Genomic DNA, 24,835 nt, shown 5'->3' with positions numbered 1-24,835 from the left:
TGCTTACCAGTCGATGGGGGTGCCGTCGTGGTCGAAGAAGCGGCCGTTGTCGGCCGGCGCGAGGCCCGCGATCACGCGCCGCATCTGCGCCACGCTGTCGCTCACCTCGATGTCGGCCCCGGAGCCGCCCATGTCGGTGCGCACCCAGCCCGGGTGGAAGCTCACGCAGGTGGCGCGGCCTTTCAACACCAGCGACGCATCCTTCAGCACGGAGTTCACCGCGGCCTTCGAGGCCCGGTAGAGCCAGCCGCTGGCGGAGACCCGCGGGCCGATGGCGCCCATGCGCGACGACAGCACGACCAGCTTCGCGGCCGGTGCCAGGTACTCGGCAATCTGCGGGATCACGCGCATCGGGCCCAGCACGTTGGTGTGCATCACGGCGTCGAAGTCGGCCTCGGTGGGTGGCTGCAGGCCGCTGGAGTCGGGGCCGTAGACGCCGGCGCAGACCACGGCGACGTCGAAGGCCGAGCCGTCGATCTGCCAGGCGAGGCCCGAGGCGCTTGCGGCATCGGCCACGTCGAGTGCGAGCGCCTTGGCACCGAGTTCGCGCAACGTGGCCAAGGCATCTTCACTGCGTGCGGTGGCGGTGACCGAGGCGCCCGCCGCGCGATACTGCCGGACGAATTCGAGGCCGATGCCGCGCGAGGCGCCGATGACGAAAACTTTCACGCCGGTGAACTCACGAGAATGGTGCCGCGCGCGACCACCGACGGCTTGCCAGGGACCACCGATGCGTGGCCGTCGAGCAAGCCGACCAGGCCCTTGAGCTTGGCGTTGGGCGTGACCGACGACACCTGCCACTGCAGCACGATCTCCTGCTCGGCGAAGACCGGCGCCTTGAACGCGAAGTTCATGTTCAGGCAGATCATCTGCCGCGCCACGCCATCGTCGCTGCGCGAGTAGTGGGTCGCCAGCATGCCCATCAGAATGGCCGAGGTCTGCTGGCCGCTCGCGACGATCTCGCCAAAGCGCGCTCGTTGCGCGACCATCGAGTCGAGATGCAGCGGGTTCTCGTCCAGCGTCATGTGCGAGAACCGGGCGATGTCGTCACGCGAATAGCGCATGCGCCGCGTGACCTTCTCGCCGACGGCAATCAGCCGCGTGTCCAGTTTGTCCAGTTTGTCCATTCAGAGCAGTTCCACGGCCAACGCCGTCGCTTCGCCACCGCCGATGCACAGCGCCGCCACGCCCTTTTTCTTGCCGTACTTGCGCAAGGCGCCCAGCAAGGTAACGACGATGCGCGCCCCGCTCGCGCCGATGGGGTGGCCCAGCGCGCAGGCGCCGCCGTGCACGTTCACGATCTCGTGCGGCAGCTTGAACTCGGCCATCGCGGCCATGGTGACCGCAGCAAAGGCTTCGTTGACCTCCCACAGATCGACGTCGCCCGCCGCCCAGCCACTCTTCTTCAGCACCTTCTGGATGGCACCGACCGGCGCGGTGGTGAACCAGTCGGGCGCTTGCGCATGCACGCTGTGCGCGACGATGCGAGCGATTGGCTGGGCGCCCATCTGCTTGGCGGTGGACTCAAGCATCAGCACCAGCGCCGCCGCGCCGTCGGAAATGCTGGACGAAGTGGCTGCGGTGATCGCGCCGTCTTTCTTGAACGCGGGCTTGAGGCCGGGGATCTTGTCGAGCTTGGCCTTGAAGGGCTGCTCGTCGAACTTGACCACGGTGTCGCCCGCTTTGCCGGGCAGGGTGACGGGTGCCATTTCCCAGTCGAAGCTGCCGTCTTCGTTGGCCTTCTTGCTGCGTTGCGTTGAAGCGATCGCGAACTGGTCCATCGCCTCGCGGGTGAAGCTGTACTTGCTCACGCACTGCTCGGCGAACACACCCATGGCCTTGCCGCGCTCGTAGGCGTCTTCCAGGCCGTCGATCGCCATGTGGTCGTACATGGCGGTGGCACCGTACTTCACGCCCTTGCGCGCGAACATCAGGTGCGGCGCGTTGGTCATGCTCTCCATGCCGCCGGCCAGCATCACGTTGGCCGAGCCGGCCGCCAGCATGTCGTGCGCGAACATCATGGCGCGCATGCCGGAGCCGCACATCTTGCTCATCGTGACGGCGCCGGTCGAATCCGGCAAACCGGCCTTGCGCATGGCCTGGCGTGCAGGCGCCTGGCCTTGCCCCGCCATCAGGCAGTTGCCGAACAACACCTCGTCGACGGCATCGCCCGGCACGCCGGCGCGCTCGACTGCGGCCTTGATGGCCACGGCGCCCAGCTCCCAGGCAGCGAGCGTGGAAAAGTCACCCAGCAAGCCGCCGATGGGCGTGCGGGCCGCAGAGACGATGACGATGGAATCTGACATGGTGAACTCCTTCAGGTAGACAGAGAACGGGACAAACAGCGACGCCGACGATTACGCGAGGCTGTTGTCGATGAAAGAACTGTGAGGCGAGCGGGGCGATGCGCGGCGCTCGCTGCCCGAGGGCGATGTGCCGTCGCGCAGGCGCCGCTGGTTCTTGAAGCGCTTGGCTGGCTCATAGGGAAATACATCATGCACATGACCGGCGAGGATGCGCTCCTTGTGGCCTTGCCAGAACGCCGGGTCGAGCAAATCGGCGTGGTGCTTCATGAACACCTCGCGCACCCCTGCGTTGCCAAGCAGGAAGGGCTCGAAGGTCTCGGGGAACACATCGCGCGGGCCGACGCGGTACCAGATCTCGCCCGACATCTCTTCCTCTTCGTTGCGCGGTTCGGGCACCTTGCGGAAGTTGCAGTCGGTGAGGTATTCGATCTCGTCGTAGTCATAGAACACGACCTTGCCGTTGCGCGTGACGCCGAAGTTCTTCCACAGCATGTCGCCGGGGAAGATGTTGGCGGCGACCAGGTCCTTGATGGCATTGCCGTATTCGACGACGGCATGCGCCAGGCCTTCAGGGCTGGCCTCCTGCAGGTAGATGTTGAGCGGGATCATGCGCCGCTCGATGTAGACATGGCGGATCACCAGGTCATTGCCGTCTTCTTCCAGCAGGCTGGGGCAGAAATGCTTCAGCTCGGCCACGAGTTCGTCTTCGAAGCGGTGGCGCGGAAAGGCCACGTTGCTGTACTCGAGCGTGTCGGCCATGCGGCCCACGCGGTCGTGCGTCTTCACCAGCAGGTACTTGCTCTTGATGATCTCGCGCGTCGTTTCCTTCTGCGGCGGGTAGAAGTCCTTGATCACCTTGAACACGAAGGGAAACGACGGCAGGTCGAACACCAACATCACCATGCCCTTGATGCCGGGCGCGATGCGGAAGTTGTCGCTGCTGTGCCGCAGGTGGGCCAGGAAGTCGCGGTAGAACAGGTTCTTGCCCTGCTTCTGCAGGCCGAGCGCGTTGTAGATTTCCGAGCGCGGCTTGCGCGGCATCAGCGAACGCAAGAACTGCACGTAAGCCGACGGGATCTCCATGTTCACGAGGAAGTAGGCGCGTGCAAAGCTGAACAGCATCTGCAGCTCGTCTTCGCCGAAGAGCACGGTGTCGATGACCAGGAACTCGCCGCTAGAAGACGACGACCCCGAGGCACCTTCGGCGCCGGCCCCCGAGGGGCGCGCCGCCGTCTTGGGGCGGCCCGGCGACGGCGGCGTGTGAAGAATGGGCAACGCGAACGGCGTCTCCTTGAAGCCGTTGATAATCTTGCCGACGACGTACGCACCCTTGTTGCGGAAGAAGAGCGAGCTCAGCACCTGGATCTGGAAGTTCGCTCGCGGGCGAAAGTCGCCCAGCTCATTGGCCACCGCCGACATCACGTGGTCGACGTCGCGGCCCAGGTCTTCGAACTCGCACTGCAGCTGGAAGTTGTAGATCAGCCGCAGCCAGCTGTCACGCAGGCTTTCTTTCGTCGGGTAGTAGGCGCGGTAGGTCGGCAGCGCCGCGGGCTCTTCGTTCTCGATGTACTCGGTCGACACCGCTGGCCGCAGAAAGATGAAGTCGTTGTGGAAGTAGCTGCGGTGCAGGATCTTGGTGGTGACCGAATTGAAGAAGGTCTCGGCCAGCTCGGGCTGATGGTGGTTGGTCAGCAGGCCGATGTAGTGCAGCTTGATCTGCTGCCACACGTTCATCGACAGCGTGGCCGCCTTGAACTCGGTCTGCAGGCGCTCGGCGGCCTCTTCGACGCGTTTGTCGTAGAACTCGATGCGCTCGCGCTGCGCTCGCTGCTGGCCGTGCCAGTCGGCGCGCTCGAAGCGCTCCTTCGCTTCGGTGCTCGCCTGGCGGAACAAGGTGTAGTGGCGGTCAAACCCATCAAGCATCGCGTTCGCGATGTCGAACGCCCTCAGGTCGTTCAGTTCCTGGGGGAACACCGCCATGCGCATCAGCGGGCCTCGTTGGCGGCGGTGCTCGGGATGTAGCGCGAGCGAACGGAGGCGATGGCCTTTTCGTACGCGGGCACGGTTTCTTCGGCGCTCGTCACGGTCATGTGCAGGTCTTGCAGCAGCCCGTTGTGCAGGCCGTAGACCCAGCCGTGGATCACCAGCTCCTGGTTGCGATGCCAGGCGTCTTGCACGATGGTGGTCTGGCAGGCATTGAGCGCCTGCTCGACGACATTGAGCTCGCACAGGGCGTTGACGCGCTGCGACTCGTCGATCGTCTCGAGCCAGGCCTGGTGGCGGTTGCGCACGTCCTGCACGTGGCGGATCCAGTTGTCGGCCAGACCGATGCGGGTGTCATGCAGGGCTGCCGCCACACCGCCGCAGCCCGAGTGGCCGACGATGATGATGTGCTTGACCTTGAGCAGGTCGGTCGCGAACTGGATCACCGACAGGCAATTGAGGTCCGAATGGACCACCACGTTGGCCACGTTGCGGTGCACGAACAGCTCACCCGGCAGCAGGCCCACCAGGTCGTTCGCCGGCACGCGGCTGTCGGCGCAGCCGATCCACAGGTACTGCGGCGCCTGCTGCTTGAGCAGGCTGGTGAAGAAACCAGGCGTGCGGGCTTCGGTCTGCCGAGCCCAGAGGCGGTTGCTGTCGAGCAGTTCTTCGAGTTGGGTGGTCATGACATCGGTGCGCCGGGAGAGAGTGGCACCAGTGTATCGGCCCCCCTCTTGTCACCCGGCTCACCGCGCCGGAAACCCGGCGCCCGACTCACCTGAAATGGCCGGCCGGGAGACCGGCTCCGCCCCTGCAGGCGGCTTACTGAACCACTTTGCCGTTGGCGCCGAACATGGCGAAGTCGACGTAGCGCGAGCCGGTGCGGTCTTTCGAGGTGAAATCGAGCACATAGCCACCCACGTCCACCGACTTGGCGGCTTCGATCGCCGCCGTCACGCCGGCCGCGTTGAGGCTGCGGGCGTCTTCGAGGACCTTCACCAGCGCCTTGGCGGCGATGAAGCCTTCGATCGAGCGGGCCGACAAGTTGGCGTTCGGCGAGGCTTGCTTGAGCTGCAGGTACTCGCGCACCACGGCGCGGTTGGTCTGCTGGGCCAGCGGCATCACCACCGAGAAGGCATAGCCGCGCGAGAGCAGCGGGCCCAGCGCCTTCAGCAGTGCGTCGGTGTCGATGATCGACATGCCGTACAGCGTGGCCGAGCCGCCGGCGGCGCGGTACTGCTTGACGAACTCGATGCCGGCCGCGGTGGTGGCACCCAGGAAGACCACCTGCACGTTGGACGCGATCACCTCGCTCACCGATTTTTCGACCGCCGTGGTGTTGCGCGGGTAGCCCGAGCGCACCGCCAGCTCGATGCCCGAGCGCTTGGCTGCCTCTTCGGCGCCGACGAGCACATCGCGGCCCAGGCCGTCGTCCTGGTAGACCAGGCCGGCGCGCTTGACGCCGAGCGAGGCGAGCTGGCTGAACAGGCGGTCCACTTCGTCGTGGTAGCTGGCCTTCACCACATGCATGCCATCGGCGTGGGCCACCGAGGCCGCGCCCGACACTGCGCCGAGCATGGACACCTGCTGGCGCACCAGCACGCCGTCCTTGGCCAGCGCTTCGAGGTTGGTGGTGCCCACGGTGCCCAGCAGCGCCACGGGGGATTCGGCCGCGATCAGTTCCTTGACCAGGCGCACGCTCTCGTCGGGCTTCTGCGCGTCGTCGCGCGTCACGAGCTTGATCTGGCGGCCCCGCACGCCACCGCGCTGGTTGACGGAGTCGAAATAGAGCTTGGCGCCGGCGTTGATCGCCTGGCCCGTCACGGCTTGGGGGCCGCTGAACGGCGCCACCTGGCCCACGACGATGGGCTCGGCGGCCATGGCCAGAGTCTGGATCCCGAACAAGGCGCCGAGTGCGAACACGCGACGGCTCAACTGCCAACCCTGTCGGCCGGCTTGTGATGTGGATGACATCTTGAATTCCAAAATTGACGCCGGTTGGCGCAACTGGAAATTGTCGGGTCGACCAAAGGGTTTTCCCTAAGTAGTTCCCGCAGCCGCATCTTTCAGACCGTGCAAAGCCGCACAGTCGGCCGCCTTCGTTCGAGCAACCTGCGCCGAAGCGCAGGCGGCGCCTCACATCGTTTCGGCGAACAGCTCCCGACCGATCAGCATGCGGCGGATCTCGCTGGTGCCGGCGCCGATCTCGTACAGCTTGGCATCGCGCCACAACCGGCCGAGCGGGTACTCGTTGATGTAGCCGTTGCCGCCGAAGATCTGGATGCCTTCGCCCGCCATCCAGGTGGCCTTCTCGGCGCACCAGAGGATCACGCTCGCGCAGTCCTTGCGCACCTGGCGCACGTGCTCGGAGCCGAGCGCATCGAGGTTCTTGCCGACGGTGTAGCAATAGGCGCGTGCCGCCTGCAGCACGGTGTACATGTCAGCCACCTTGCCCTGGATGAGCTGGAATTCGCCGATGCTCTGCCCGAACTGCTTGCGGTCGTGGATGTAGGGCACCACGTTGTCCATCACCGATTGCATGATGCCCACCGGCCCCGCGGCGAGCACGGCGCGCTCGTAGTCGAGCCCACTCATCAGCACGCGGGCGCCGCCGTTCAGCGTGCCGAGCACGTTCTCGGCGGGCACCTCGACGTTGTTGAACACCAGCTCGCCGGTGTGGCTGCCGCGCATGCCCAGCTTGTCGAGCTTCTGCGCGATGCTGAAACCCTTCATGCCCTTCTCGATCAGGAAGGCGGTGACGCCGCGCGCCCCCAGCTCAGGTTCGGTCTTGGCGTAGACCACCAAGGTGTCGGCATCCGGCCCGTTGGTGATCCAGAACTTGGTGCCGTTCAATACGTACACACCACCACGCTCTTCGGCCTTGAGCTTCATGCTGATGACGTCGGAGCCCGCGCCGGGCTCACTCATCGCGAGCGCCCCCACGTGCTCGCCGCTGATCAGCTTGGGCAGGTATTTCTGCTTCTGCGCTTCGTTGCCGTTGCGCTTGATCTGGTTGACGCACAGGTTGCTGTGCGCGCCGTAACTCAGGCCCACGCTGGCCGAGGCGCGGCTGATCTCTTCCATCGCGATCATGTGGGCCAGGTAGCCGAGGCCCGCGCCGCCGTACTCTTCGCCCACCGTCACGCCCAGCACGCCGAGCTCGCCCATCTTGCGCCACAGGTCCATCGGGAACTGGTCGCTCTTGTCGATCTCGGCCGCGCGCGGCGCGATCTCGGCCTGCGCGAATTCACGCACCGCATCGCGCAGCGCGTCGATGTCTTCACCGAGTTGAAAGTTCAGGCCAGGCAGGTTCATGGTTGTCTCCAATCAGGCGGTCTTTTTGTCACCGTCGGCCAACAGGCGTCGAGCTTCTTTCTCGTGGGATCGCACTTCGTCGAGCGTCACGTTCAAATCGGTCATCTGCTGCTCGAGCTGCGCGCGGTGCAGCGCCAGCACGGTCAGGAATTTCTTCAACTGCGCCTGCGTGTCCCGCGGCGACTCGTACATGTCGACCAGCTCCTTTACCTCGGACAGCGTGAGCCCGAGGCGCTTGCCACGCAGCGTGAGCTTCAGCCGTATGCGGTCGCGCGGCGTGTAGACGCGGTTGCGGCCGCTGCGCTGCGGCTGCAGCAGGCCGCAGTCTTCATAGAAGCGGATGGCCCGGGTCGTGAGGTCGAATTCGCGTGCCAGCTCGCCAATGGTGAAAGTGGTGCCGGGCGCGGGTGAAACCTGGGTGACAGCGGGGGCGGGCATGGCTACCTACAATGACGATCAATTGACGTATACGTAAAGTGTAGCGAATGAACGCACTCGAGCATCAGCTGACTTACCCCCTCGGCGACACGCTGCCCGAAACCGGCCGCACGCTGGAGGTGGCGCCCGGCGTGCGCTGGGTGCGCATGGCGCTGCCCTTCGCGCTGGACCACATCAACCTGTGGCTGTTGCGCGATCAGATCGACGGCCCGAACGGGAAAAGAGAAGGCTGGACCATCGTCGACTGCGGCATCAGCAACGAGAGCACGCGCGCCGCCTGGGAGCAGGTGTTCGAGAACGAGCTCGATGGTTTGCCGGTGCTGCGCGTGATCGTCACCCACATGCACCCGGACCACGTCGGCCTGGCTTCGTGGCTCACGAAGCGGTGGTCGACTCCCGACGACGAATGCCGGCTGTGGATGAGCGCCACCGACTTCAACGCCGCCCGCATGGCCAGCAGCGCGACCGCGGGCACCGGCGTGATCTCGGCGTCGTTCGCCGCCGCTCACGGCATCACCGACGCCGACACGCTGGAAAAGCTCAAGGCCCGCAGCGGCCACTACTCGAGCCTCGTGCCCGAAGTGCCGGACCAGTTTCGCCGCCTGATCGCCGGTGACGTGCTGCGCATCGGTGGCCAGGACTGGACCTGCCACGCCGGCTATGGCCACGCCCCCGAGCACATTTCACTGCATTCGGCCAGCCGGGGCGTGCTGATCTCGGGCGACATGGTGCTGCCGCGCATCTCCACCAACGTCGGCGTGAGCGAATCCGAGCCCGAGGGCAACCCGCTGCTGCGCTATCTGGACTCGGTGGAGCGCATGCGTGCCCTGCCCGCTGACACGCTTGTGCTGCCGTCGCACGGCAAGCCGTTCCGCGGTCTGCACACGCGCATTGACCAGCTCAAATCACACCACGACGAGCGCTTCGCCGACGTAATCGCCGCCTGCAAGGAAGCGCCGCAAACCGCCGCCGTCCTGCTCGGTGTGCTGTTCAAGCGCAAGCTCGACCTGCACCAGACCACCTTCGCGATGGGCGAGTCGATCGCCCACCTGAATGCGCTGTGGCACGCCGGCAAGCTGGTGCGGCGCCTGGGCGCCGATGGCGTTTACCGCTTCTCGTCCACCTGAGTCATCTCGCTGGCCTGCCAGCCGCCGCCCAGCGCCTGGATCAGCGCCACGCTGGTGGTCTGCCGGCTTGCCAGCAGCTGCAGCAACGCACGCCGTGCGCTGAGCGCCGAGACCTGGGCAGTGACCACGTCGGTGTAGCTCACCTGGCCTGAACGGTAGCGGTTGAGCACCTGCCGTTCCACGTCGTCGGCCGCGGTCGAGGCTTCGCGCCGCAGCGTTTCTTGGGCGGCCAGCGTGCGGGTGGTCGAGAGCTGGTCTTCGATGGACTGGAAGGCGGCGAGCACGGTCTGCCGATAGCGGGCGACGGCCGAGTCGCGGCTCGCCTTGGCGCTGTCGACGCGGGCTGCGATGGCCCCGCCATCGAACAGCGCCTGCGTCACCGACACACCGAGCGACCACAGCGCGTTCGGCGCGTTGAACAGGTTGCTGACACCGGAGCTGCTGCGGCCGTACGACCCGCTCAGGCTGAGGCTCGGGAAGTACGCACTGCGCTCGATGCCGATCTGTGCGTTGGCAGCGGCCAGGTCGCGCTCGCTGGCAGCAATGTCGGGGCGGCGCTCCAGCAACGTCGAAGGCAGCAGCAGCGGCACGTCCAGCGCCGTGGGCTTCCACTCGGCGGTTGGCGGTACGCTGAAATCAGCCGGCGCCTTGCCGACGAGCAGCGCGATCGCGTGCTCGAGCTGGGCGCGCTGGTTCTCCAGCGTGAGCAAATCGGCCCGGGTGTTGGCCAGCTGAGTCTGCGCCTGCAGCACGTCGCTCTTGGTCGCGATGCCCTGGTCGTAGCGGTTCTGCGCGATCTGCTGGCTTCGCTCATAGCCTTCGACGGTGGTGCGCAAGAGCGCGAGTTCGGCGTCGGACGCGCGCAGCGAGAAGTAGTTGGTCGCCAGTTCGCCCTGCGCCGCCAGCCGCGCCGAAGCGAGGTCGGCCTCGGTCGCCTGCGCCGTGGCACTGGCGGCCGACACGTTGTTGCTGATGCGCCCCCACACATCGGGCTCCCAGCTCGTGCCGAGCGCCACCTGCACGCTGTTCGACACGCCGCCATCGCGGCCGGTGCGCGTCACGCCACCGCTGACACCGAGCGTCGGGAAGTACGACGCACGTTGCACCCGCACCAGCGCCCTCGCCTGCGCGTAGTTCGCCACAGCTGCGGCCACGTTCTGGTTCGAGACCTCGACCTGGTCGACCAGCGCATCGAGCTGCGAGTCACCAAAGGCCTTCCACCACGCCGTGCCATCGACAGTCGATGGTGCCGCGGGCTGCCAGCCGGCAGGCGCCTCCTTGTAGCCGGCGGGCAAGGCCATGTCGGGCCGCTGGTAGGCGGGGCCGGTGGCGCACGCCGCCAGCACAAGCGGCAGCAGAACGAACGGAAGTCGGACGAGATGTCGAAAGAGAAGGCGGCGTGAAATCATGTCGATGCAATCGGTGGGGTGCCACCTTCGCCCGAGCGGCTCAGGTGTTTCTCGTCGGGTGAGCGGCGGCGCAGCTTGTCGAGCAGCACGTAGACGACCGGCGTGGTCAGCAAGGTCAGCAGCTGGCTTGCGATGAGCCCGCCGATGATGGCGATGCCCAGCGGTTGGCGCAGCTCCGAGCCTTCGCCGAAGCCGATGGCCAGCGGCAGTGCACCGAGCGCCGCTGCGAGCGTGGTCATCAGGATCGGGCGGAAGCGCAGCAGGCAGGCCTCGCGTACCGCCTGCGTCGCGGTGAGGCCGCGCGCACGCTCGGCCTCGAGCGCGAAGTCGATGATGAGGATGGCGTTCTTCTTCACGATGCCGATCAGCAAAAAGACGCCGATCAGCGCAATGATCGAGAACTCCATGCGGAACAGCAGCAGCGCCAGCACCGCGCCCACACCGGCCGAGGGCAGCGTGGACAGCACGGTGATCGGGTGGATCAGGCTCTCGTACAACACCCCGAGCACGATGTAGATCACCACCAGCGCGGCGGCAATCAGCAAGACCTGCTGGCTGTTCGATTGCTGGAAAGCCAGTGCCGTGCCGGCGAAGCTGCCACGCACGTTGATCGGCATCGCGATGTCGGCCTGCGCCTGCATGATGGCCTCTTGCGCCTGGCTCAGCGTCGTGCCTTCGGGCAGGTTGAACGACACCGTGGTCGCGAGCTCCGTGCCCTGGTGGTTGATGGATGTGGCCGCGGCATCGTCGCTGAACTTGGCCACCGCCGACAGCGGCACCATGATGCGCGCGCTGGTGCTGATGGTCGCGCCGGTCGACGCGCCGCGCAGGCCGGGGTTGGCCGAGACGGCGGTGCTGTCGGTCGTGGACGTCGCGGATGTCGTGGACGAGGTGCCCGTTCCGGTCGTGCTGCTGGAGGTGTTGCTGGAGGTGTTGCTGGAGGCCACGTACAGGTCGTTCAAGGCCTGTGGCCCCTTCGTGTAGCCGGGCGCCCACTCCATGATCACCTTGTACTGGTTGAGCTCGTCGTAGATGGTGGCCACCGAGCGCTGGCCGAAGGCGTCATACAGCGCCGCATCGATGTCGGACGAGACCAGGCCCAGCCGCGCCGCGCTCTCGCGGTCAACCTTGACCATGGTCTCGACGCCGTTCTCGGCCTGGTCGGTGTCCACGTCGGTCAGCTCGGGGCGCGTCTTCAGCTCGTCGGCCAGCTTGGTGGCCCAGGTGCGCAGGTCCTGCAGGTTGTCGCTCTTCAGCGTGTACTGGTAAGTCGAGTTGCTGCTGCGCCCGCCCATGCGCAGGTCTTGCACCGGGTTCAGGAACACCTGCAGGCCGGTGACCTGCGCGAGCTGCGGCCGCAGCCGCGCAATCACGGCCTGGCCGGCGCCAGTGCCTTCCTTGGCGCGTTGCGAGGCCGGCTTGAGGTTGACGAACATGAAGCCGCCGCCCGAGCGGCTGCCGCCGGTGAAGCCCACCACCGTGTCGACCGCAGGGTCTGCACGCACGATGTCGACCACCTGGCGCATCTTCGCGCCCATGGCCTGCGTGGAGATGCTCTGGTCGGCACGCAAGCCGCCGTTGAGCTGGCCGTTGTCTTGTTGCGGAAAGAAGCCCTTGGGCGCCGCCTTGAACAGGTAGACGTTGAGGCCCACCACGGCCAGCAGGATCAGCATCACCAGCAGCTTGCTGTCGAGCGCCCAGTCGAGGCTGCGCTCGTAGGTGTGCAGCACCACCTTCCAGCCGCGGTCGACAGCGCGCGAGATGCGGCCCGGCGGGTTGGCCTCGGCACCGCCCGGCTTGAGCCACCACGCACACATCATCGGCGTGGTGGTGAGCGAGATGACGAGCGAGATCATCACCGCGGCACTCAGCGTCACGGCGAACTCGCGGAACAGGCGCCCTACCTGCCCTTCCATGAACAGCAGCGGAATGAACACTGCCACCAGCGAGACGCTGATCGACAGCACCGTGAAGCCCACCTCGCGCGCACCCAGCAGCGCCGCCTCGAAGCGGCCCATGCCTTGCTCGATGTGGCGGCTGGTGTTCTCGAGCACGACGATGGCGTCGTCGACCACGAAGCCGGTAGCCACCGTGAGCGCCATCAGGCTCAGGTTGTTGAGGCTGAAGCCCAGGAAGTACATGACGCCGAAAGTACCCAGCAGCGACACGACGGTCGCCACCGCCGGCACCACCGTGGCCCGCAGGCTGCGCAGGAAGAGGCCCACCACGATCACCACCAGCACGACGGAGATGATCAGCGTGCCCTCGATCTCGCGCAGCGAGGCGCGGATGGAGTTGGTGCTGTCGGAGGCCACCTGCAGTTTCACGTCTTGCGGCAACTGCGCCTGCAGCTCGGGCAGCAGCGCACGCACGCCGTCGACCGTGTCGATCACGTTGGCGCCTGGCTGGCGTGTGATGAGCACGATGATCGCCGGCTCGCCGTTGAAGAGCCCCAACGTGCGCGTGTTCTCCACGCCGTCGCTCACTTCCGCCACATCCGACAGGCGCACCGCCGAGCCGTCACGCCACGCGACCACCAGGCCGCGGTACTCGGCCGCGCTGCGCGTCGGGCTGGGCGTGTAGATCTGCATGCGGTGGCCGTTGCCCTCCACCTCGCCCTTCGGCCGGTTGGCGTTGAACGACTGGATGGCCGCGCGCACGTCGGCGCTGCTCACGCCCAGGCGGTTCAGCGCGAAGGGCAGCAGCTCGACGCGCACCGCCGGCAGCGAGCCGCCGCCGATCTCCACGTCGCCCACGCCGTCGACCTGCGCCAGCTTCTGGCTCACGATGTTGGACACCGCGTCGTAGACCTGCCCGGGGCTGCGCGTGCTCGAGGTGAGCGCGAGGATGATCACCGGCGCATCGGCCGGGTTGGCCTTGCGGTAGGTCGGGTTGCTGCGCAGCGTGGCCGGGAGGTCGGCGCGCGCGGCGTTGATGGCCGCCTGCACCTCGCGCGCAGCACCGTCGATCTTGCGGTTGAGGTCGAACTGCAGGTTGATGCGCGCCGAGCCGCTCGAGCTCGACGAGGTCATCTCGTTGACGCCAGGGATCACGCCCAGCCGCCGCTCCAGCGGCGTGGCCACGCTGGTGGCCATCGTCTCGGGGCTGCCGCCGGGCAGGCTCGCGCTGACCGAGATGGTCGGGTAGTCGACCTGCGGCAGCGGCGAGACAGGCAGCGCGAAGAACGCACCGATGCCGGCCAGCGCCACGCCAATGGTCAGCAGCACCGTGGCGATCGGCCGCTCGACGAAGGGGCGCGAGAGGTTCATGCGCTGCCCACCCTGGTCACAATCTCCGTTCGCCCTGWGGTATCGAAGGGCACCGCCGTTCGCTGCGGTTCATCTGCCTCAGGTTTGGAGATGCTCGCGCAAGCCCTTCGATACCTCAGGGCGAACGGGGACGGAGCGAGCGTGAGGTTCATGCCGCGGTGCTCCCGGCCGGTGTGGGCGGCGCCGAGGGCTTCTTGCCCCAGCGCTTGCCGAGCCGGTCAAAGCCGAGGTAAATCACCGGCGTGGTGAAGAGCGTGAGCAGCTGGCTGACCACCAGACCACCGAAGATCGCGAGGCCCAGCGGGCGGCGCAACTCGGCGCCTTCACCCCAGCCGAACATGAGCGGCAGCGCGGCGAAGAGCGCGGCCAGCGTCGTCATCAGGATCGGGCGGAAGCGCAGCAACGCCGCCTGGTGGATGGCCTCGTGCGCCGGCTTGCCCTGGTTGCGCTCGGCGTCGATGGCGAAGTCGATCATCATGATCGCGTTCTTCTTCACGATGCCGATCAGCAGGATGATGCCGATGATGCCGATCACCCCGAGGTCGTTGCCGCTCAGCATCAGCGCGAGCAACGCGCCCACGCCGGCCGAGGGCAGCGTGGAGAGGATCGTCAGCGGGTGGATGTAGCTCTCGTACAGCACGCCCAACACGATGTAGACGCAGATCACCGCCGCAAGAATCAGCCACAGCTGGTTCGACAGCGAGTTCTCGTACGCACCCGCGGCACCCAGGAAGGTGAGCGTCACGCTGGCCGGCAGCGCGATGTCTTTTGCCGCCTGGCGGATCGCATCGACCGACTTGCCCAGCGCCACGCCGGGCGCGGTGTCGAAGCCCAGCGTGGTGGCCGGGTACTGCGCCACGTGCGTCACCTGCAGCGGCGCCGGCCGCTCGCGGATGGTGGCGATGGCTGACAGCGGCGTGGCCGCGCCCGAGCCGGTCTTCAGGTGCAGCAGGCCGAGCGATTCGGCGGTGGTCAGCAGGCCCGGCTTGGCCTCGAGGATCACGCGGTACTGGTCGGTCTCGGTGAAGATGGTCGAGACGATGCGCTGGCCGAAGGCGCTGTACAGCGCGTCGTCGACCGTGCTCGCGCTGATGGACAGGCGCGAGGCGGTGTCGCGGTCGATGTCGATATAGGCCGACAGGCCCTGCGCGTTGGCATCGTTCACCACGTTGCGCACCTGGGGCAGCGTCTGCATCTGCTGCGAGAGCTTGTTGGCCCACTGCGTGACCGTGGCCGTGTCGGCGCCTTCGAGCGAGACGCGGAATTCGGTCGGGCCGGTCTCGGCGTCGATGGTCAGGTCTTGCGTGGGCTGCAGGTACAGCGTGAGGCCGGCCACGCCGCGCACGCTGTCGCGCAGGCGCTGCATCACGTCGGCCTGCTTGTCGTGCGACTTCTTCAGGTTGATCAGCATGCTGCCGGTGTGCAGCATGGTGTTGTTGGCTCCGTCCACGCCGACGAAGGAGCTGAGGCTCTCGACGTCCGGGTCTTGCATGATGACCCGCGCCGCGGCCTGTTGCAGCTCGGCCATGCGGGCATACGACACGTCTTGCGCCGCCTGCACACGCGCCTGCAGCTGGCCGGTGTCTTGTGTCGGGAACAGGCCCTTGGGAATCCACAGGTAGAGCAGCACGGTGAGCGCGAGCGTGCCCAGCGCCACCCACAGCGTGGCGCCCTGGTGGCGCAGCACCCACTGCAGCCAGGTGTCGTAGTGCGTGATCACGCGGTCGAACCCGCGCTGCACCTTGGCGCCGAAGCCCTTGCCGTCCTTGGGCTCGGGGCGAATCCAGCGGCCCGACATCATCGGCACCAAGGTCAGAGAGACGACAGCAGAAATGAGGATGGTGATGGCCAGCGTGACCGCGAATTCGCGGAACAAACGCCCCACCACATCGCCCATGAAGAGCAGCGGAATGAGCACTGCAATCAGCGACACCGTGAGTGAGATTATCGTGAAGCCGATCTGCGTGGCGCCCTTCAGCGCCGCGGCCATCGGCGGCTCGCCTTCTTCGATATAGCGCGAGATGTTCTCGATCATCACGATGGCGTCGTCGACGACGAATCCGGTGGCAATCGTCAGCGCCATCAGGCTCAGGTTGTTCAGGCTGTAGCCGAGCAGGTACATCACGCCGCAGGTGCCGATCAGCGAGATGGGCACGGCCAGGCTCGCGATCACCGTGGCGCGCACGCTGTGCAAGAAGAAGAAGATCACCAGCACCACCATCACCACCGCCATGACCAGCTCGAGCTCCACGTGCTGTACTGACGCACGGATGCCGGTGGTGCGGTCGCTCAGCACGTCGACCTGCAAGGCGCTGGGCAGCGAGGCGGTGAGCTCGGGCAGCTGCTTCTTGATGGCATCGACGGTGGCGATCACGTTGGCGCCCGGCTGGCGCTGCACGTTCAGCACGATGGCCGGCACCAGCTCGCCCTTGGAGGCGGCGCTGCGCGAGGCCGCCCAGGCGCCGAGCTTCGTGTTCTCGGCACTGTCGACGGCCTTGGCCACGTCGGAGATGCGCACCGGCGCGCCGTTCTTGTAGGCGACGATGAGGTTGGTGTAGTCAGCCACCGTCAGCAGCTGATCGTTCGAGTTGATCGTGTAGGCACGCTTCGGGCCGTCGAAGCTGCCCTTGGCACTGTTGGAGTTGGCCGACGAGATGGCGGTGCGCAAGGTGTCGAGACCGATGCCGTACGAGGCCAGCGCCTGCGTATCGGCCTGGATGCGGATGGCCGGCCGCTGCCCGCCACTCAGCGTAACCAGGCCCACGCCCGAGACCTGGCTGATCTTCTGCGCCAAGCGCGTGTTCACCAGGTTCTGCACCTGCGTGAGCGGCATGCTGGTGGAGCTGATGGCCAGCGTGAGCACCGGCGCATCGGCCGGGTTGACCTTGGCGTAGACGGGCGGCGCCGGCAGGTCGGCGGGCAGCGTGGAGCTGCCGGCATTGATGGCGGCCTGCACCTCCTGCTCGGCCACGTCCAGCGTCTCGCCGAGCGAGAACTGCAGCGTGATGATGGAGACGCTCGCCGCGCTGGTCGAGCTCATGCGCGCGAGACCCGACATCTGACCGAACTGGCGCTCCAGCGGCGCGGTGACGGTGCGGCTCATCACCTCGGGGCTGGCGCCGGGGTACAAGGTCTGCACCTGGATGGTCGGGTAGTCGACCTGCGGCAGCGCCGACAGCGGCAGAAACCTGAAGCCCACCAGGCCCGCCAGCACGATGGCGATCATCAGCAGCGCGGTGGCCACCGGCCTTTCAATAAAGGGACGAGACGGGCTCATTCTTATGGACGCCCGTCGCCCTGCGCTCCGCTGGCCGCTCTGCGCTGCGCCCAATCGCCTCCACCTGCCGCGTCACTGGCACGGCGGCGTGGCCCGCTGGCGCCGCCGAAGGCACCCGAGGCACGCCGGCCCGGTGCCGAGGCGCCCGATGCGGCACTCGCTGCGCGGTCGGCCGCCAGCTGCACGCGGGCGCCGTCCTTCAGGCGGTCGGCCCCTTCGGTGACCACACGCTCGCCAGCCTGCAAGCCATCGGTGATGGCGATGTATTCGTTGGTGGCCTCGCCGCGCTTCACATTGCGCAGCGAGACGGTGCGGTCTTCGTTCAGCACATAGACGAAGTCGCCCTGGCTGCCGGTGCGAATAGCCGTGACGGGCACGACCACGGCACCTTCGATGGTGCGCAGCCGCAGTCTGAGGTTGACGAACTGGCTGGGGAAGAGCGTGCCCGTGCTGTTGGGAAAGCGCGCCTTGGCCTTCACCGTGCCGGTGGTGGTGTCGATCTGGTTGTCGAGCGTGGAGAAGACGCCGGCATCAAGCTGGGTGACGCGCGTGCGGTCGAGCGCGGTGGCCGGCAGCTTCACGCCTTCGGCCATGCGCGCCTGCAACTCCGGCACACGGTCTTGCGGCAGCGCGAACGACACGTCGATGGGCGACATTTGCGTGATCACCGCCACGCCGTTAGTGTCGCCTGCACTGATGTAGTTGCCCGTGTCGACCACACGCAGGCCGACCCTGCCTGCCACGGGTGCGACGATGCGGCTGTAACCGAGGTTGAGCCGTGCCGTGGCCTCGTTCGCGCGGTCGATGGTGACCGTGCCTTCGAGCTGCTTGACCAGCGAGGCCTGGGTGTCCACGTCCTGCCGGGCGATGGAGTCCTGCGACAGCAGCGTGCGGTAGCGCTCGAGCGTGAGCTTGGCGTTCTCGAGCTGCGCTTCGTCGCGGATGCGGGCGCCGGTGGCCTGCGTCAGCGCAATCTGGAAAGGCTGCGGGTCGATGACCGCCAGCACCTGGCCCTGCTTGACCATCTGGCCTTCGGTGAACAGCACCTGCTTCAGCACGCCCGACACCTGCGGCCGCACGGTGGCGGTGACCATGGGCATCACGGTGCCCAGCGCCTCGACCATCACCGGGATGTCGGCCTTGCGCGCCGTGAACTCGCCCACCGTGGTGGCTCCACCACCACCGCGTCCGGCACGGCCACCACCCGCTCCACCAGGCCCTCCGGGTCCACCAGGACCCGGTTGCGCCGCCGACGTGGCCGCCGGCCGATGCGTCAGGTACCAGGCCCCGCCGCCCAGTGCCGCCAGGCCGACGATCGCCACCAGGGTGCCGACCCATCGGCGACGCGGTCTAACGCCGGGTTGTGAGGGAGAGATCGAACGCTCGTCGGGCTGGCTGTCCATGGGTGCTTCGTGGTGAGTGCCGGCCGCCGGTGCAGGAAACACCGGGGTCGTGGCGCTGGAATCGGGGCATGGTAGTCCGGCTCCCTGAAGCCTTCGTTGTCTTCGTATGAAGTCTTGTAAAGCAACTTGAGGAGCTCACAGCTCGTCGATGGGGTTGGCCTGCGGCGGCGCCTCGGCTCCGTCGAGCGAGAAGCGATCTCGCGTGGTGACGTAGTAGCTGGCACCAAAGCGCGCCACCGGAAAGTAGTCTTGCAGGCGCACCCGCCAGCGCTCGGTGTCGATCAGCCCGTCACGCGCGTGCAGCCAGCGCACCTGGCCGATGAAGATCTGCCGGCTGGCGGTCTCCAGCGTTTCCCACAGCGTGCACTCGAACGCGACAGGCGCCTCGGCGATGCGCGGCGGCTTCACCGCCTGCGACGGCAGCGGCGTGAGGCCGACGTGAGCCAGCTCGCTCACGTCCGACGGCAGGCGCTCGCCACAGCGGTGCATCTTCTCGGCCATGGCTTCATCGCTGATGTGGACGACGAACTCCTTCTCTCTCATGATGTTGGCGGCGGTGTCCTTGAGCTGGCCGTCGCCCAGGCGGTTGATGCTGACCATCACGATGGGGGGTTCTTCGCCGAGCATGTTGAACATGCTGAAGGGGGCGGCGTTGATGACGCCGGTTTCGCTCAGCGTCGTGATGAGCGCGATGGGCCTCGGGACGATGAGGCTGGCCATCAGTTTGTAGCGTTGGTATTCGGTTAGGGTGGAGAAGTCGATGTTCATGTTCGTTTCTCTTGGTTCGCCCGGGGGCTGCGGCTGCATTCGCATGCAGCTTGTGTTCACTGCGTGAGGCCGAGTCGGGATGTCGTCCCGACAGCCGACTCACTTTCTTTCGCTTCCCCGAAAGAAAGTAAGCAAAGAAAGGGGGACCCGACGGTGGCGGTCGGCCTGAGGCCGACTGCTCTGCGGTGCTCGGTGTTTGGGGCCTCGCGCCGAACTCGCTACGCGGCCTGTGGCCGCTGCGCTCAAACAGCCGCGCGAAGTCAGTTGACGAAGCGCGCTGTCGCGCGCGGCCCCAAACCCCTGCGCTCCTCGACGCCACCCACGGGGCCCAAGAGCAATGCAGTCGTTGCTTCGCAACTTCCCCAACACGCCTCGCTTCGCCTTGACGCCAGGGCGCGTAGCAGCCCGAAGCGTCATCGAGACGATGCGCAGCGAGCCGAGAGGTGGGGTACTTTGAACAGGTGTTCCGTGGTCCGATGTACTTCTCGGGTGACAAGTCGCGGAAGGAAGCAGCCGAAGCGGTACAGCAAAGTGGAGAGCGTCTTTGCTTTGGTTACCTTCATTTGACGCGACAAATGAAAGTGACTCGCCCGCCGGGGCGGATTCCCGGCGCACCCGCCGGCAGGCAGGAGAACTCAACACGCGAAGCGGGCAAAACCACATCGCCCACCCGCAACAGCATCAACAATCCCCCCAGGCGTCGTCACCCAAACCTCATCCCGACGAGAAACGATATGCGCCAGCGCCCGCCTCAAATGCCGCAGCCGATAAGGCTGCCCCACGATGTACGGATGCAGCGCAATCCCCATCACCAGCGACTGCTTCTCAGACTGCAACAACATCTCGTCAAACTGGTCGATGATCATCTGCGCGAAGTCCTTCGCGTCCATCTGCCGCCCCATGATCATCGGGATGTCGTTCAACTCCTGCGGATAAGGCACCGCCCACAGCGGCCCCGAGCGCGTGTCCATGAGCATCGGCTGGTCGTCGTGGCACCAGTTGAGCGTGTAGCGGAAGCCGGCTTCCTTCAGCAGGTCGGGCGTGTGGAAGCTCTCCGAGATCCATGGAGACAGCCAGCCCGACGGCGCCACGCCATGCGCCTGCTGCATGCGCTCGCGGCAGTGCAGGATCAGCGCGCGCTCTTCGGCCTCAGGCAGCACGCCCTGCCGCTCGGCATTGCTGTGGCCGTGGCCGATGAGTTCGTCACCCCGTGCGGAAAACGCCTCGATGACCTCGGGGCAATGGTCGTACAGCGCGGTGTTGATCAACGCGCCGGTAGGCAGGGCCAGTTCATCGAAGAGGTCCAGGCAACGCCACACGCCGACGCGGTTGCCGTATTCGCGCCAGCTGTAGTTCAGCACGTCGGGTTGCGGCGACACCGGCCCGATGCCGGCGCCCAGGCCTTCGCCGAAGGCGAAGTGCTCGATGTTGAAGCCGATATAAACCGCAAGCCGCTTGCCGCTGGGCCAGCGCAGCGCCGGACGGCGGGTGATGGCGGAGTAGGCGAAACGCTCGTGGGAGCGCAGCGGTGCACGCGTCACGGCGCGCTCCGGTACGACTTGAACACGTCGCGCAAGGGCGCCACGACGCGCGGCGTGGGCTGCGACAGCGAGCGTTCGATCTCGTTCAAGTGGCGTTTCATCTCGGTGCCGGCTGCGGTGCCGGTGCCGCCCTTGGCGATCGCCTGCAGCAGCGTGCGGTGGCTGTGCGCCACGCACATCGGCTCGCCGGGCGCCTTGTACAGCGCCATCAGCAGCGAGGTGGTCGGCAAGAGCTCTTCCAGCAACCTCACGAAGATCGGGTTGCCGCTCATCTGCGCCAGCTTCAGGTGGAACTCGCCGGACAGGCGGATCGCCTCCTGCTTGTTCTGCGACTTGGTGGCGCGGGCCTCGGCCTCGACCAGTTGCTTCAGCTCAACCATCTGCGCCGCGCTCAGCTTGCCGGCCAGGCGGCGTGCCACCTCGCACTCGACCACGCGGCGCGCGTCGAACACGTGCTCGCCATCGCGGCGCGTGGGCTCGGGCACCTGGGCACCGCGGTTGGGCCGCAGCAGGATCACGCCGTCTTGCGCGAGCTTGTGCAGCGCTTGGCGCACCAGCGTGCGCGACACGGCAAAGGTCTCGGCCAGCTCTTCTTCGCGCAAGCGGGAGCCGGGCGCGAGGCGATGGTCGATCACGGCCGCGTAGATGGCCTCGTAGACGCGGTCGGCGGCCATCACCGGCGCGGGTCCGGGTTCTTCGACAGAGGCTGTTTTGCGTGTGGCCATGGGCGCTGTCAGCGCGCGGAGTCGACGCGCCGGATCACCTGGCCTGCGCAGGCTTGCGCTGGAGCAGCTTCATCAGCGCCAGCGTGCCGCCCATCACCGCGAACGACACCACCGTGGTCACCGTGCCGAGGGCATAGATGGCCGGCGTGGTGACGGTGCTGGTGAGGCCCTGCAGTTCCAGCGGCAGTGTGTTCACGTCGCCGATAGCCTGCGAGGTGCGCGCGATCTCGTCCCAGCTGAGCGTGAAGCCGAACATGCCCACGCCCACCAGGCTGGGCGCGATCAGCGGCAGCACCACATGGCCGAAGCTCTGCCACGGCGTGGCGCCGAGGTCGGCGGCCGCTTCTTCGAACGCCGGGTTGAAGCGGTTGAACACCGCCAGCATGATGAGCAGGCCGAAAGGCAGCGTCCACGTGAGGTGCGCGCCCAGCGCCGAGGAGTAGAGGCCCATGGCCGTGCCGTAGCCTTCGAGCCAGTCGCCAAGGCCCACGCTTTCGAGTACGGCCTTCAGCGAGGTGTCGATCAGGCGGAACTGCAGCCCGATGCCCAGCGACACCACGATCGACGGCATGATCAAACTCGCCACCGAGGTGTAGAACAGCAGCCCCGAGCCCGAGAACTTCTTGCGGAAGGCCAGGCCGGCGCCCAGCGCCAGCAGCACGGTGAGCACCATCACCACGGCGCCCAGCCCCACCGAGCGGCGGAAGGCCGCGGCGATGTCGACGACGCCCATGCCCTCCCACAGCTTGCCGAACCAGTGCAGCGAGGCGCCGCGCATCGGAAACGTGAGCCCGCCCTCGGGGCCCTGGAAGCTGAGCACGAAGATGGCCAGCATCGGCCCGTAGAGGAACAGCACGAACAGGCCGAAGACGACGGCCAGCGCGTAGAAGCTGCGGGGGCGCTTTTCTTTTGTCATAGCGCTTCGTTCATCAGAGTTCCTTGCGGATATCGACGAGCCGGGTCAGGCCCCAGATCATCATCAGCGTGATCGCGAGCAGGATGACCGCGTTGGCCGCAGCCATCGGGAACTGCAGGTACGAGGTCTGCACCTGGATGATCTTGCCGACCGAGGCGATCTGCTGCCCGCCCATCACGCCGATGGTGACGAAGTCGCCCATCACGATGGTGATGACGAAGATCGAGCCGATGATGATGCCGGTGCGCGAAAGCGGCACCACCACGTTCCACACCGTCTGCCAGCCCGAGGCGCCGCTGTCACGCGCTGCCTCGATCAGCGCACGGTCGATGCGCATCATCGAGTTGAAGATCGGCACGATCATGAACATCGTGTAGAGGTGCACGAAGGCCAGCACCACCGAGAAGTTGCTGAACAGCAGCCACTCGATCGGCGTGTCGATCAGGCCCACGGCCTGCAGCGTCTGGTTGACGACCCCGTTGCGCCCCAGCAGCGGCACCCACGAGATCATGCGGATGACGTTCGACGTCCAGAACGGCACGGTGCACAGGATGAAGAGCAGCGTCTGCGCGCCCACCGAGCGGATGTGGAACGCCAGAAAGTACGCCACCATGAAGCCGATCAACAGCGTGAACAGCCAGACGAGAAAGCAGAACTTGAACGTCGACAGATACGTCTTGAGCGTGGTGCACAGCTCCTCGGTGTTCGAGCAACCGGTGAACACGTCGATGTAGTTCTGGCCCGTGAACGCCGGGATCAGTTCGTAGTCGGTGGCCTGCCAGAAACTCACCGCGGCCACCAACAGCAGCGGCAGCACGAGAAAAAGCACAAAGACCAACGTGAACGGCGTGGCTTGCAGCCATGCGCCGATTCGGAGGGTCTTGGTGCTACTCATCGTTCAGCCCGTCACATCGACGCAGTGGGTCCCAGCGTTCGCCGGGATGACAGCTAACGCAAGCGAAGCGACGCGTCCATCAAGCAACGCCCGCGGATCCGGCTTTGCCGGTCCGCAGGGTGGCGTCCCTTGGGGGCAGGAGCGAAGCGACTGGGGGGCCGTCATGCCGCCACGAACTCATTCCACTTCTGGACCATGTACGCGTTCTCATCCATGATCGCGTTCCAGCAAGCGATGCCGCCCATGCGCGCCTCATAGCTGCCGCCGTCGCGCACGCTGCCGGCCTTGGCGAGCAGGTCGCCATTGGGCGACTTGATGTCGGAGGTGGCGGCCTTGCCTTCCATCCAGTAGGCCCACTCGTAGGCTTCCATCTTGGCCTTGGCCGTCTCGAGCACGGCGCTGTAGTAACCCTGGCGATTCAGGTAGGCCCCGGCCCAGCCGTCGAGGAACCAGTTGATGAACTCATAGACGCCATCGGCCTTCTTGCCAGTGACGCTCTTGGGCACGCCGAAGCCGGCGGCCCAGGCGCGATAGCCTTCCTTCAGCGGCTGGAAGGTGCAGTCGATGCCCTTGGTGCGCACGGCGGTGACGGCCGGCGACCACATCGACTGGATCACCACTTCGCCCGAGGCCATCAGGTTCACGCTCTCGTTGAAGTCTTTCCACAGCGCGCGGAACTGGCCGGCCTTCTTGGCGTCGATCAAGGTCTTGATCGTGAGGTCGATCTCCTTCTTGGTCATGTTGCCCTTGTCGGGGTACTTGTAGATGCCCGAGGCCTCGACCACCATCGCGGCATCCATGATGCCGATCGACGGGATGTTGAGGATGGCGGTCTTGCCCTTGAACTCGGGGTTCAAGAGCTCTTTCCAACTTTCAATCGGACGCTTGATCAGGTCGGGGCGAATGCCCAGCGTGTCGGCGTTGTAGGTGGTCGGGATCAGCGTCATGAACTGCGTCGGCGTGGCCGAGAAGGTCTTCGAGTCGGGCTTCTCGAGGTACATCACCTTCTTGGGCGCGGTGCCCTGGTCGCCAACTTTCTTGCCGGCCACCTCACCCTTGGTGAAGAGCGAGGTGATCTTGTCCGCGTTCTTGATGCGCTTGGTGTCGATGCCGAGCAGGTTGCCGGTCGGGATGATCTTCTTCAGCGAGAAGTACTCGGTGTCGATCAGGTCGAAGCTGTTCGGTGCGGTGACGGCGCGCTTGGTCACGTCGTCGGTGGTGACCGGGATGTACTGGATGGTGATGCCGGTGTCAGCCTTGAACTTCTCGGCGATGGCCTTGTCTTGGTTGACCGCGGTGCCCAGGTAGCGCAGCGTGATCTTCTCTTGCGCATGCACGAACGGGAAGGCGAGTGCGCCACTGGCCGCGGCAGCGCCTTTGAGCAGGGTACGGCGCGAGGTGCCGGACTTGACGTTGTCGTCGGACATGGGGTTCTCCTTCTTGGGTAGATGAAACAGGAACTG

19 protein-coding genes are annotated in these 24,835 nt (G+C 66.3%); 1 reads left to right on the top strand and 18 read right to left on the bottom strand.

Annotation, left to right across the window (positions count from 1 at the left end; all coding sequences use genetic code 11):
• Nucleotides 1–3: 3 nt before the first annotated feature.
• The 8 genes from AC1DYS_RS19590 to AC1DYS_RS19555 form a co-directional block, all read right to left on the bottom strand.
• Nucleotides 4–669: an SDR family oxidoreductase gene (locus tag AC1DYS_RS19590; protein WP_477902195.1), complete on the bottom strand. Its 666-nt coding sequence runs from the start codon at nt 667–669 to the stop codon at nt 4–6.
• Nucleotides 666–1,127 (bottom strand): MaoC family dehydratase, encoded by a 462-nt coding sequence (locus tag AC1DYS_RS19585; RefSeq protein WP_477902193.1) that lies wholly within the window; start codon nt 1,125–1,127, stop codon nt 666–668. Before AC1DYS_RS19585 ends, AC1DYS_RS19590 begins: the two co-directional genes overlap by 4 nt.
• The gene (locus AC1DYS_RS19580) at nt 1,128–2,306 is read right to left on the bottom strand and encodes an acetyl-CoA C-acyltransferase (RefSeq protein WP_477902191.1); all 1,179 of its coding nucleotides are present in this window, start codon (nt 2,304–2,306) and stop codon (nt 1,128–1,130) included.
• 51 nt (nt 2,307–2,357) lie between these two features.
• On the bottom strand, nt 2,358–4,280 hold the full coding sequence (gene aceK / locus AC1DYS_RS19575) for a bifunctional isocitrate dehydrogenase kinase/phosphatase (protein ID WP_477902696.1): 1,923 nt from the start codon (nt 4,278–4,280) through the stop codon (nt 2,358–2,360).
• Between the two features lie 11 nt (nt 4,281–4,291).
• The gene (can, locus tag AC1DYS_RS19570; protein ID WP_477902189.1) at nt 4,292–4,975 is read right to left on the bottom strand and encodes a carbonate dehydratase; all 684 of its coding nucleotides are present in this window, start codon (nt 4,973–4,975) and stop codon (nt 4,292–4,294) included.
• Nucleotides 4,976–5,111: 136 nt separating this feature from the next.
• A complete protein-coding gene (locus tag AC1DYS_RS19565) occupies nt 5,112–6,263 on the bottom strand; it encodes an ABC transporter substrate-binding protein (RefSeq protein ID WP_477902187.1) in 1,152 nt (383 codons plus the stop codon).
• 162 nt (nt 6,264–6,425) lie between these two features.
• Entirely contained in the window at nt 6,426–7,604 is a 1,179-nt protein-coding gene (locus tag AC1DYS_RS19560) for an isovaleryl-CoA dehydrogenase (protein ID WP_477902185.1), read from the bottom strand.
• Nucleotides 7,605–7,616: 12 nt separating this feature from the next.
• Nucleotides 7,617–8,042: a MerR family transcriptional regulator gene (locus AC1DYS_RS19555; RefSeq protein ID WP_477902183.1), complete on the bottom strand. Its 426-nt coding sequence runs from the start codon at nt 8,040–8,042 to the stop codon at nt 7,617–7,619.
• 47 nt (nt 8,043–8,089) lie between these two features.
• On the opposite strand from AC1DYS_RS19555, the gene AC1DYS_RS19550 reads away from it, so the two are divergent.
• The gene (locus tag AC1DYS_RS19550) at nt 8,090–9,169 is read left to right on the top strand and encodes an MBL fold metallo-hydrolase (protein WP_477902181.1); all 1,080 of its coding nucleotides are present in this window, start codon (nt 8,090–8,092) and stop codon (nt 9,167–9,169) included.
• On the opposite strand, the gene AC1DYS_RS19545 is transcribed toward AC1DYS_RS19550, so the two are convergent.
• The 10 genes from AC1DYS_RS19545 to AC1DYS_RS19500 form a co-directional block, all read right to left on the bottom strand.
• Nucleotides 9,148–10,578, bottom strand: coding sequence for an efflux transporter outer membrane subunit (locus AC1DYS_RS19545; RefSeq protein WP_477902179.1), 1,431 nt, complete (start codon nt 10,576–10,578; stop codon nt 9,148–9,150). The genes AC1DYS_RS19550 and AC1DYS_RS19545 overlap by 22 nt on opposite strands.
• Entirely contained in the window at nt 10,575–13,847 is a 3,273-nt protein-coding gene (locus tag AC1DYS_RS19540; RefSeq protein ID WP_477902177.1) for an efflux RND transporter permease subunit, read from the bottom strand. Before AC1DYS_RS19540 ends, AC1DYS_RS19545 begins: the two co-directional genes overlap by 4 nt.
• Before the next feature lie 148 nt (nt 13,848–13,995).
• Nucleotides 13,996–17,124: an efflux RND transporter permease subunit gene (locus AC1DYS_RS19535; protein WP_477902175.1), complete on the bottom strand. Its 3,129-nt coding sequence runs from the start codon at nt 17,122–17,124 to the stop codon at nt 13,996–13,998.
• A gap of 2 nt (nt 17,125–17,126) precedes the next feature.
• On the bottom strand, nt 17,127–18,527 hold the full coding sequence (locus AC1DYS_RS19530; RefSeq protein WP_477902173.1) for an efflux RND transporter periplasmic adaptor subunit: 1,401 nt from the start codon (nt 18,525–18,527) through the stop codon (nt 17,127–17,129).
• Nucleotides 18,528–18,662: 135 nt separating this feature from the next.
• The gene (locus AC1DYS_RS19525) at nt 18,663–19,295 is read right to left on the bottom strand and encodes a flavin reductase family protein (RefSeq protein WP_477902171.1); all 633 of its coding nucleotides are present in this window, start codon (nt 19,293–19,295) and stop codon (nt 18,663–18,665) included.
• Nucleotides 19,296–19,930: 635 nt separating this feature from the next.
• A complete protein-coding gene (locus AC1DYS_RS19520; RefSeq protein ID WP_477902169.1) occupies nt 19,931–20,836 on the bottom strand; it encodes a polysaccharide deacetylase family protein in 906 nt (301 codons plus the stop codon).
• Entirely contained in the window at nt 20,833–21,561 is a 729-nt protein-coding gene (locus AC1DYS_RS19515; protein ID WP_477902167.1) for a GntR family transcriptional regulator, read from the bottom strand. Before AC1DYS_RS19515 ends, AC1DYS_RS19520 begins: the two co-directional genes overlap by 4 nt.
• A gap of 34 nt (nt 21,562–21,595) precedes the next feature.
• Entirely contained in the window at nt 21,596–22,477 is an 882-nt protein-coding gene (locus AC1DYS_RS19510; RefSeq protein ID WP_477902165.1) for an ABC transporter permease, read from the bottom strand.
• A gap of 13 nt (nt 22,478–22,490) precedes the next feature.
• The gene (locus AC1DYS_RS19505; RefSeq protein WP_477902163.1) at nt 22,491–23,372 is read right to left on the bottom strand and encodes an ABC transporter permease; all 882 of its coding nucleotides are present in this window, start codon (nt 23,370–23,372) and stop codon (nt 22,491–22,493) included.
• A 161-nt stretch (nt 23,373–23,533) separates the two neighbouring features.
• Nucleotides 23,534–24,799, bottom strand: a complete 1,266-nt coding sequence (locus AC1DYS_RS19500; RefSeq protein WP_477902161.1) for an ABC transporter substrate-binding protein — start codon at nt 24,797–24,799, stop codon at nt 23,534–23,536.
• Nucleotides 24,800–24,835: the final 36 nt, after the last annotated feature.

This window comes from Rhizobacter sp. P2_G4 (genome assembly GCF_056403575.1).
Note: the sequence above shows the minus strand (reverse complement) of the source record. Positions and strands in the feature narration are given on the sequence as shown.

Bases quoted from the DNA above. Each gene is read 5' to 3' on its own strand.
- AC1DYS_RS19585 (WP_477902193.1), bottom strand. From the start codon at position 1,127: ATGGACAAACTGGACAAACTGGACACGCGGCTGATTGCCGTCGGCGAG.
- AC1DYS_RS19580 (WP_477902191.1), bottom strand. From the start codon at position 2,306: ATGTCAGATTCCATCGTCATCGTCTCTGCGGCCCGCACGCCCATCGGC.
- can (WP_477902189.1), bottom strand. From the start codon at position 4,975: ATGACCACCCAACTCGAAGAACTGCTCGACAGCAACCGCCTCTGGGCT.
- AC1DYS_RS19565 (WP_477902187.1), bottom strand. From the start codon at position 6,263: ATGTCATCCACATCACAAGCCGGCCGACAGGGTTGGCAGTTGAGCCGT.
- AC1DYS_RS19560 (WP_477902185.1), bottom strand. From the start codon at position 7,604: ATGAACCTGCCTGGCCTGAACTTTCAACTCGGTGAAGACATCGACGCG.
- AC1DYS_RS19555 (WP_477902183.1), bottom strand. From the start codon at position 8,042: ATGCCCGCCCCCGCTGTCACCCAGGTTTCACCCGCGCCCGGCACCACT.
- AC1DYS_RS19550 (WP_477902181.1), top strand. From the start codon at position 8,090: ATGAACGCACTCGAGCATCAGCTGACTTACCCCCTCGGCGACACGCTG.
- AC1DYS_RS19545 (WP_477902179.1), bottom strand. From the start codon at position 10,578: ATGATTTCACGCCGCCTTCTCTTTCGACATCTCGTCCGACTTCCGTTC.
- AC1DYS_RS19540 (WP_477902177.1), bottom strand. From the start codon at position 13,847: ATGAACCTCTCGCGCCCCTTCGTCGAGCGGCCGATCGCCACGGTGCTG.
- AC1DYS_RS19535 (WP_477902175.1), bottom strand. From the start codon at position 17,124: ATGAGCCCGTCTCGTCCCTTTATTGAAAGGCCGGTGGCCACCGCGCTG.
- AC1DYS_RS19530 (WP_477902173.1), bottom strand. From the start codon at position 18,527: ATGGACAGCCAGCCCGACGAGCGTTCGATCTCTCCCTCACAACCCGGC.
- AC1DYS_RS19525 (WP_477902171.1), bottom strand. From the start codon at position 19,295: ATGAACATCGACTTCTCCACCCTAACCGAATACCAACGCTACAAACTG.
- AC1DYS_RS19515 (WP_477902167.1), bottom strand. From the start codon at position 21,561: ATGGCCACACGCAAAACAGCCTCTGTCGAAGAACCCGGACCCGCGCCG.
- AC1DYS_RS19510 (WP_477902165.1), bottom strand. From the start codon at position 22,477: ATGACAAAAGAAAAGCGCCCCCGCAGCTTCTACGCGCTGGCCGTCGTC.
- AC1DYS_RS19505 (WP_477902163.1), bottom strand. From the start codon at position 23,372: ATGAGTAGCACCAAGACCCTCCGAATCGGCGCATGGCTGCAAGCCACG.
- AC1DYS_RS19500 (WP_477902161.1), bottom strand. From the start codon at position 24,799: ATGTCCGACGACAACGTCAAGTCCGGCACCTCGCGCCGTACCCTGCTC.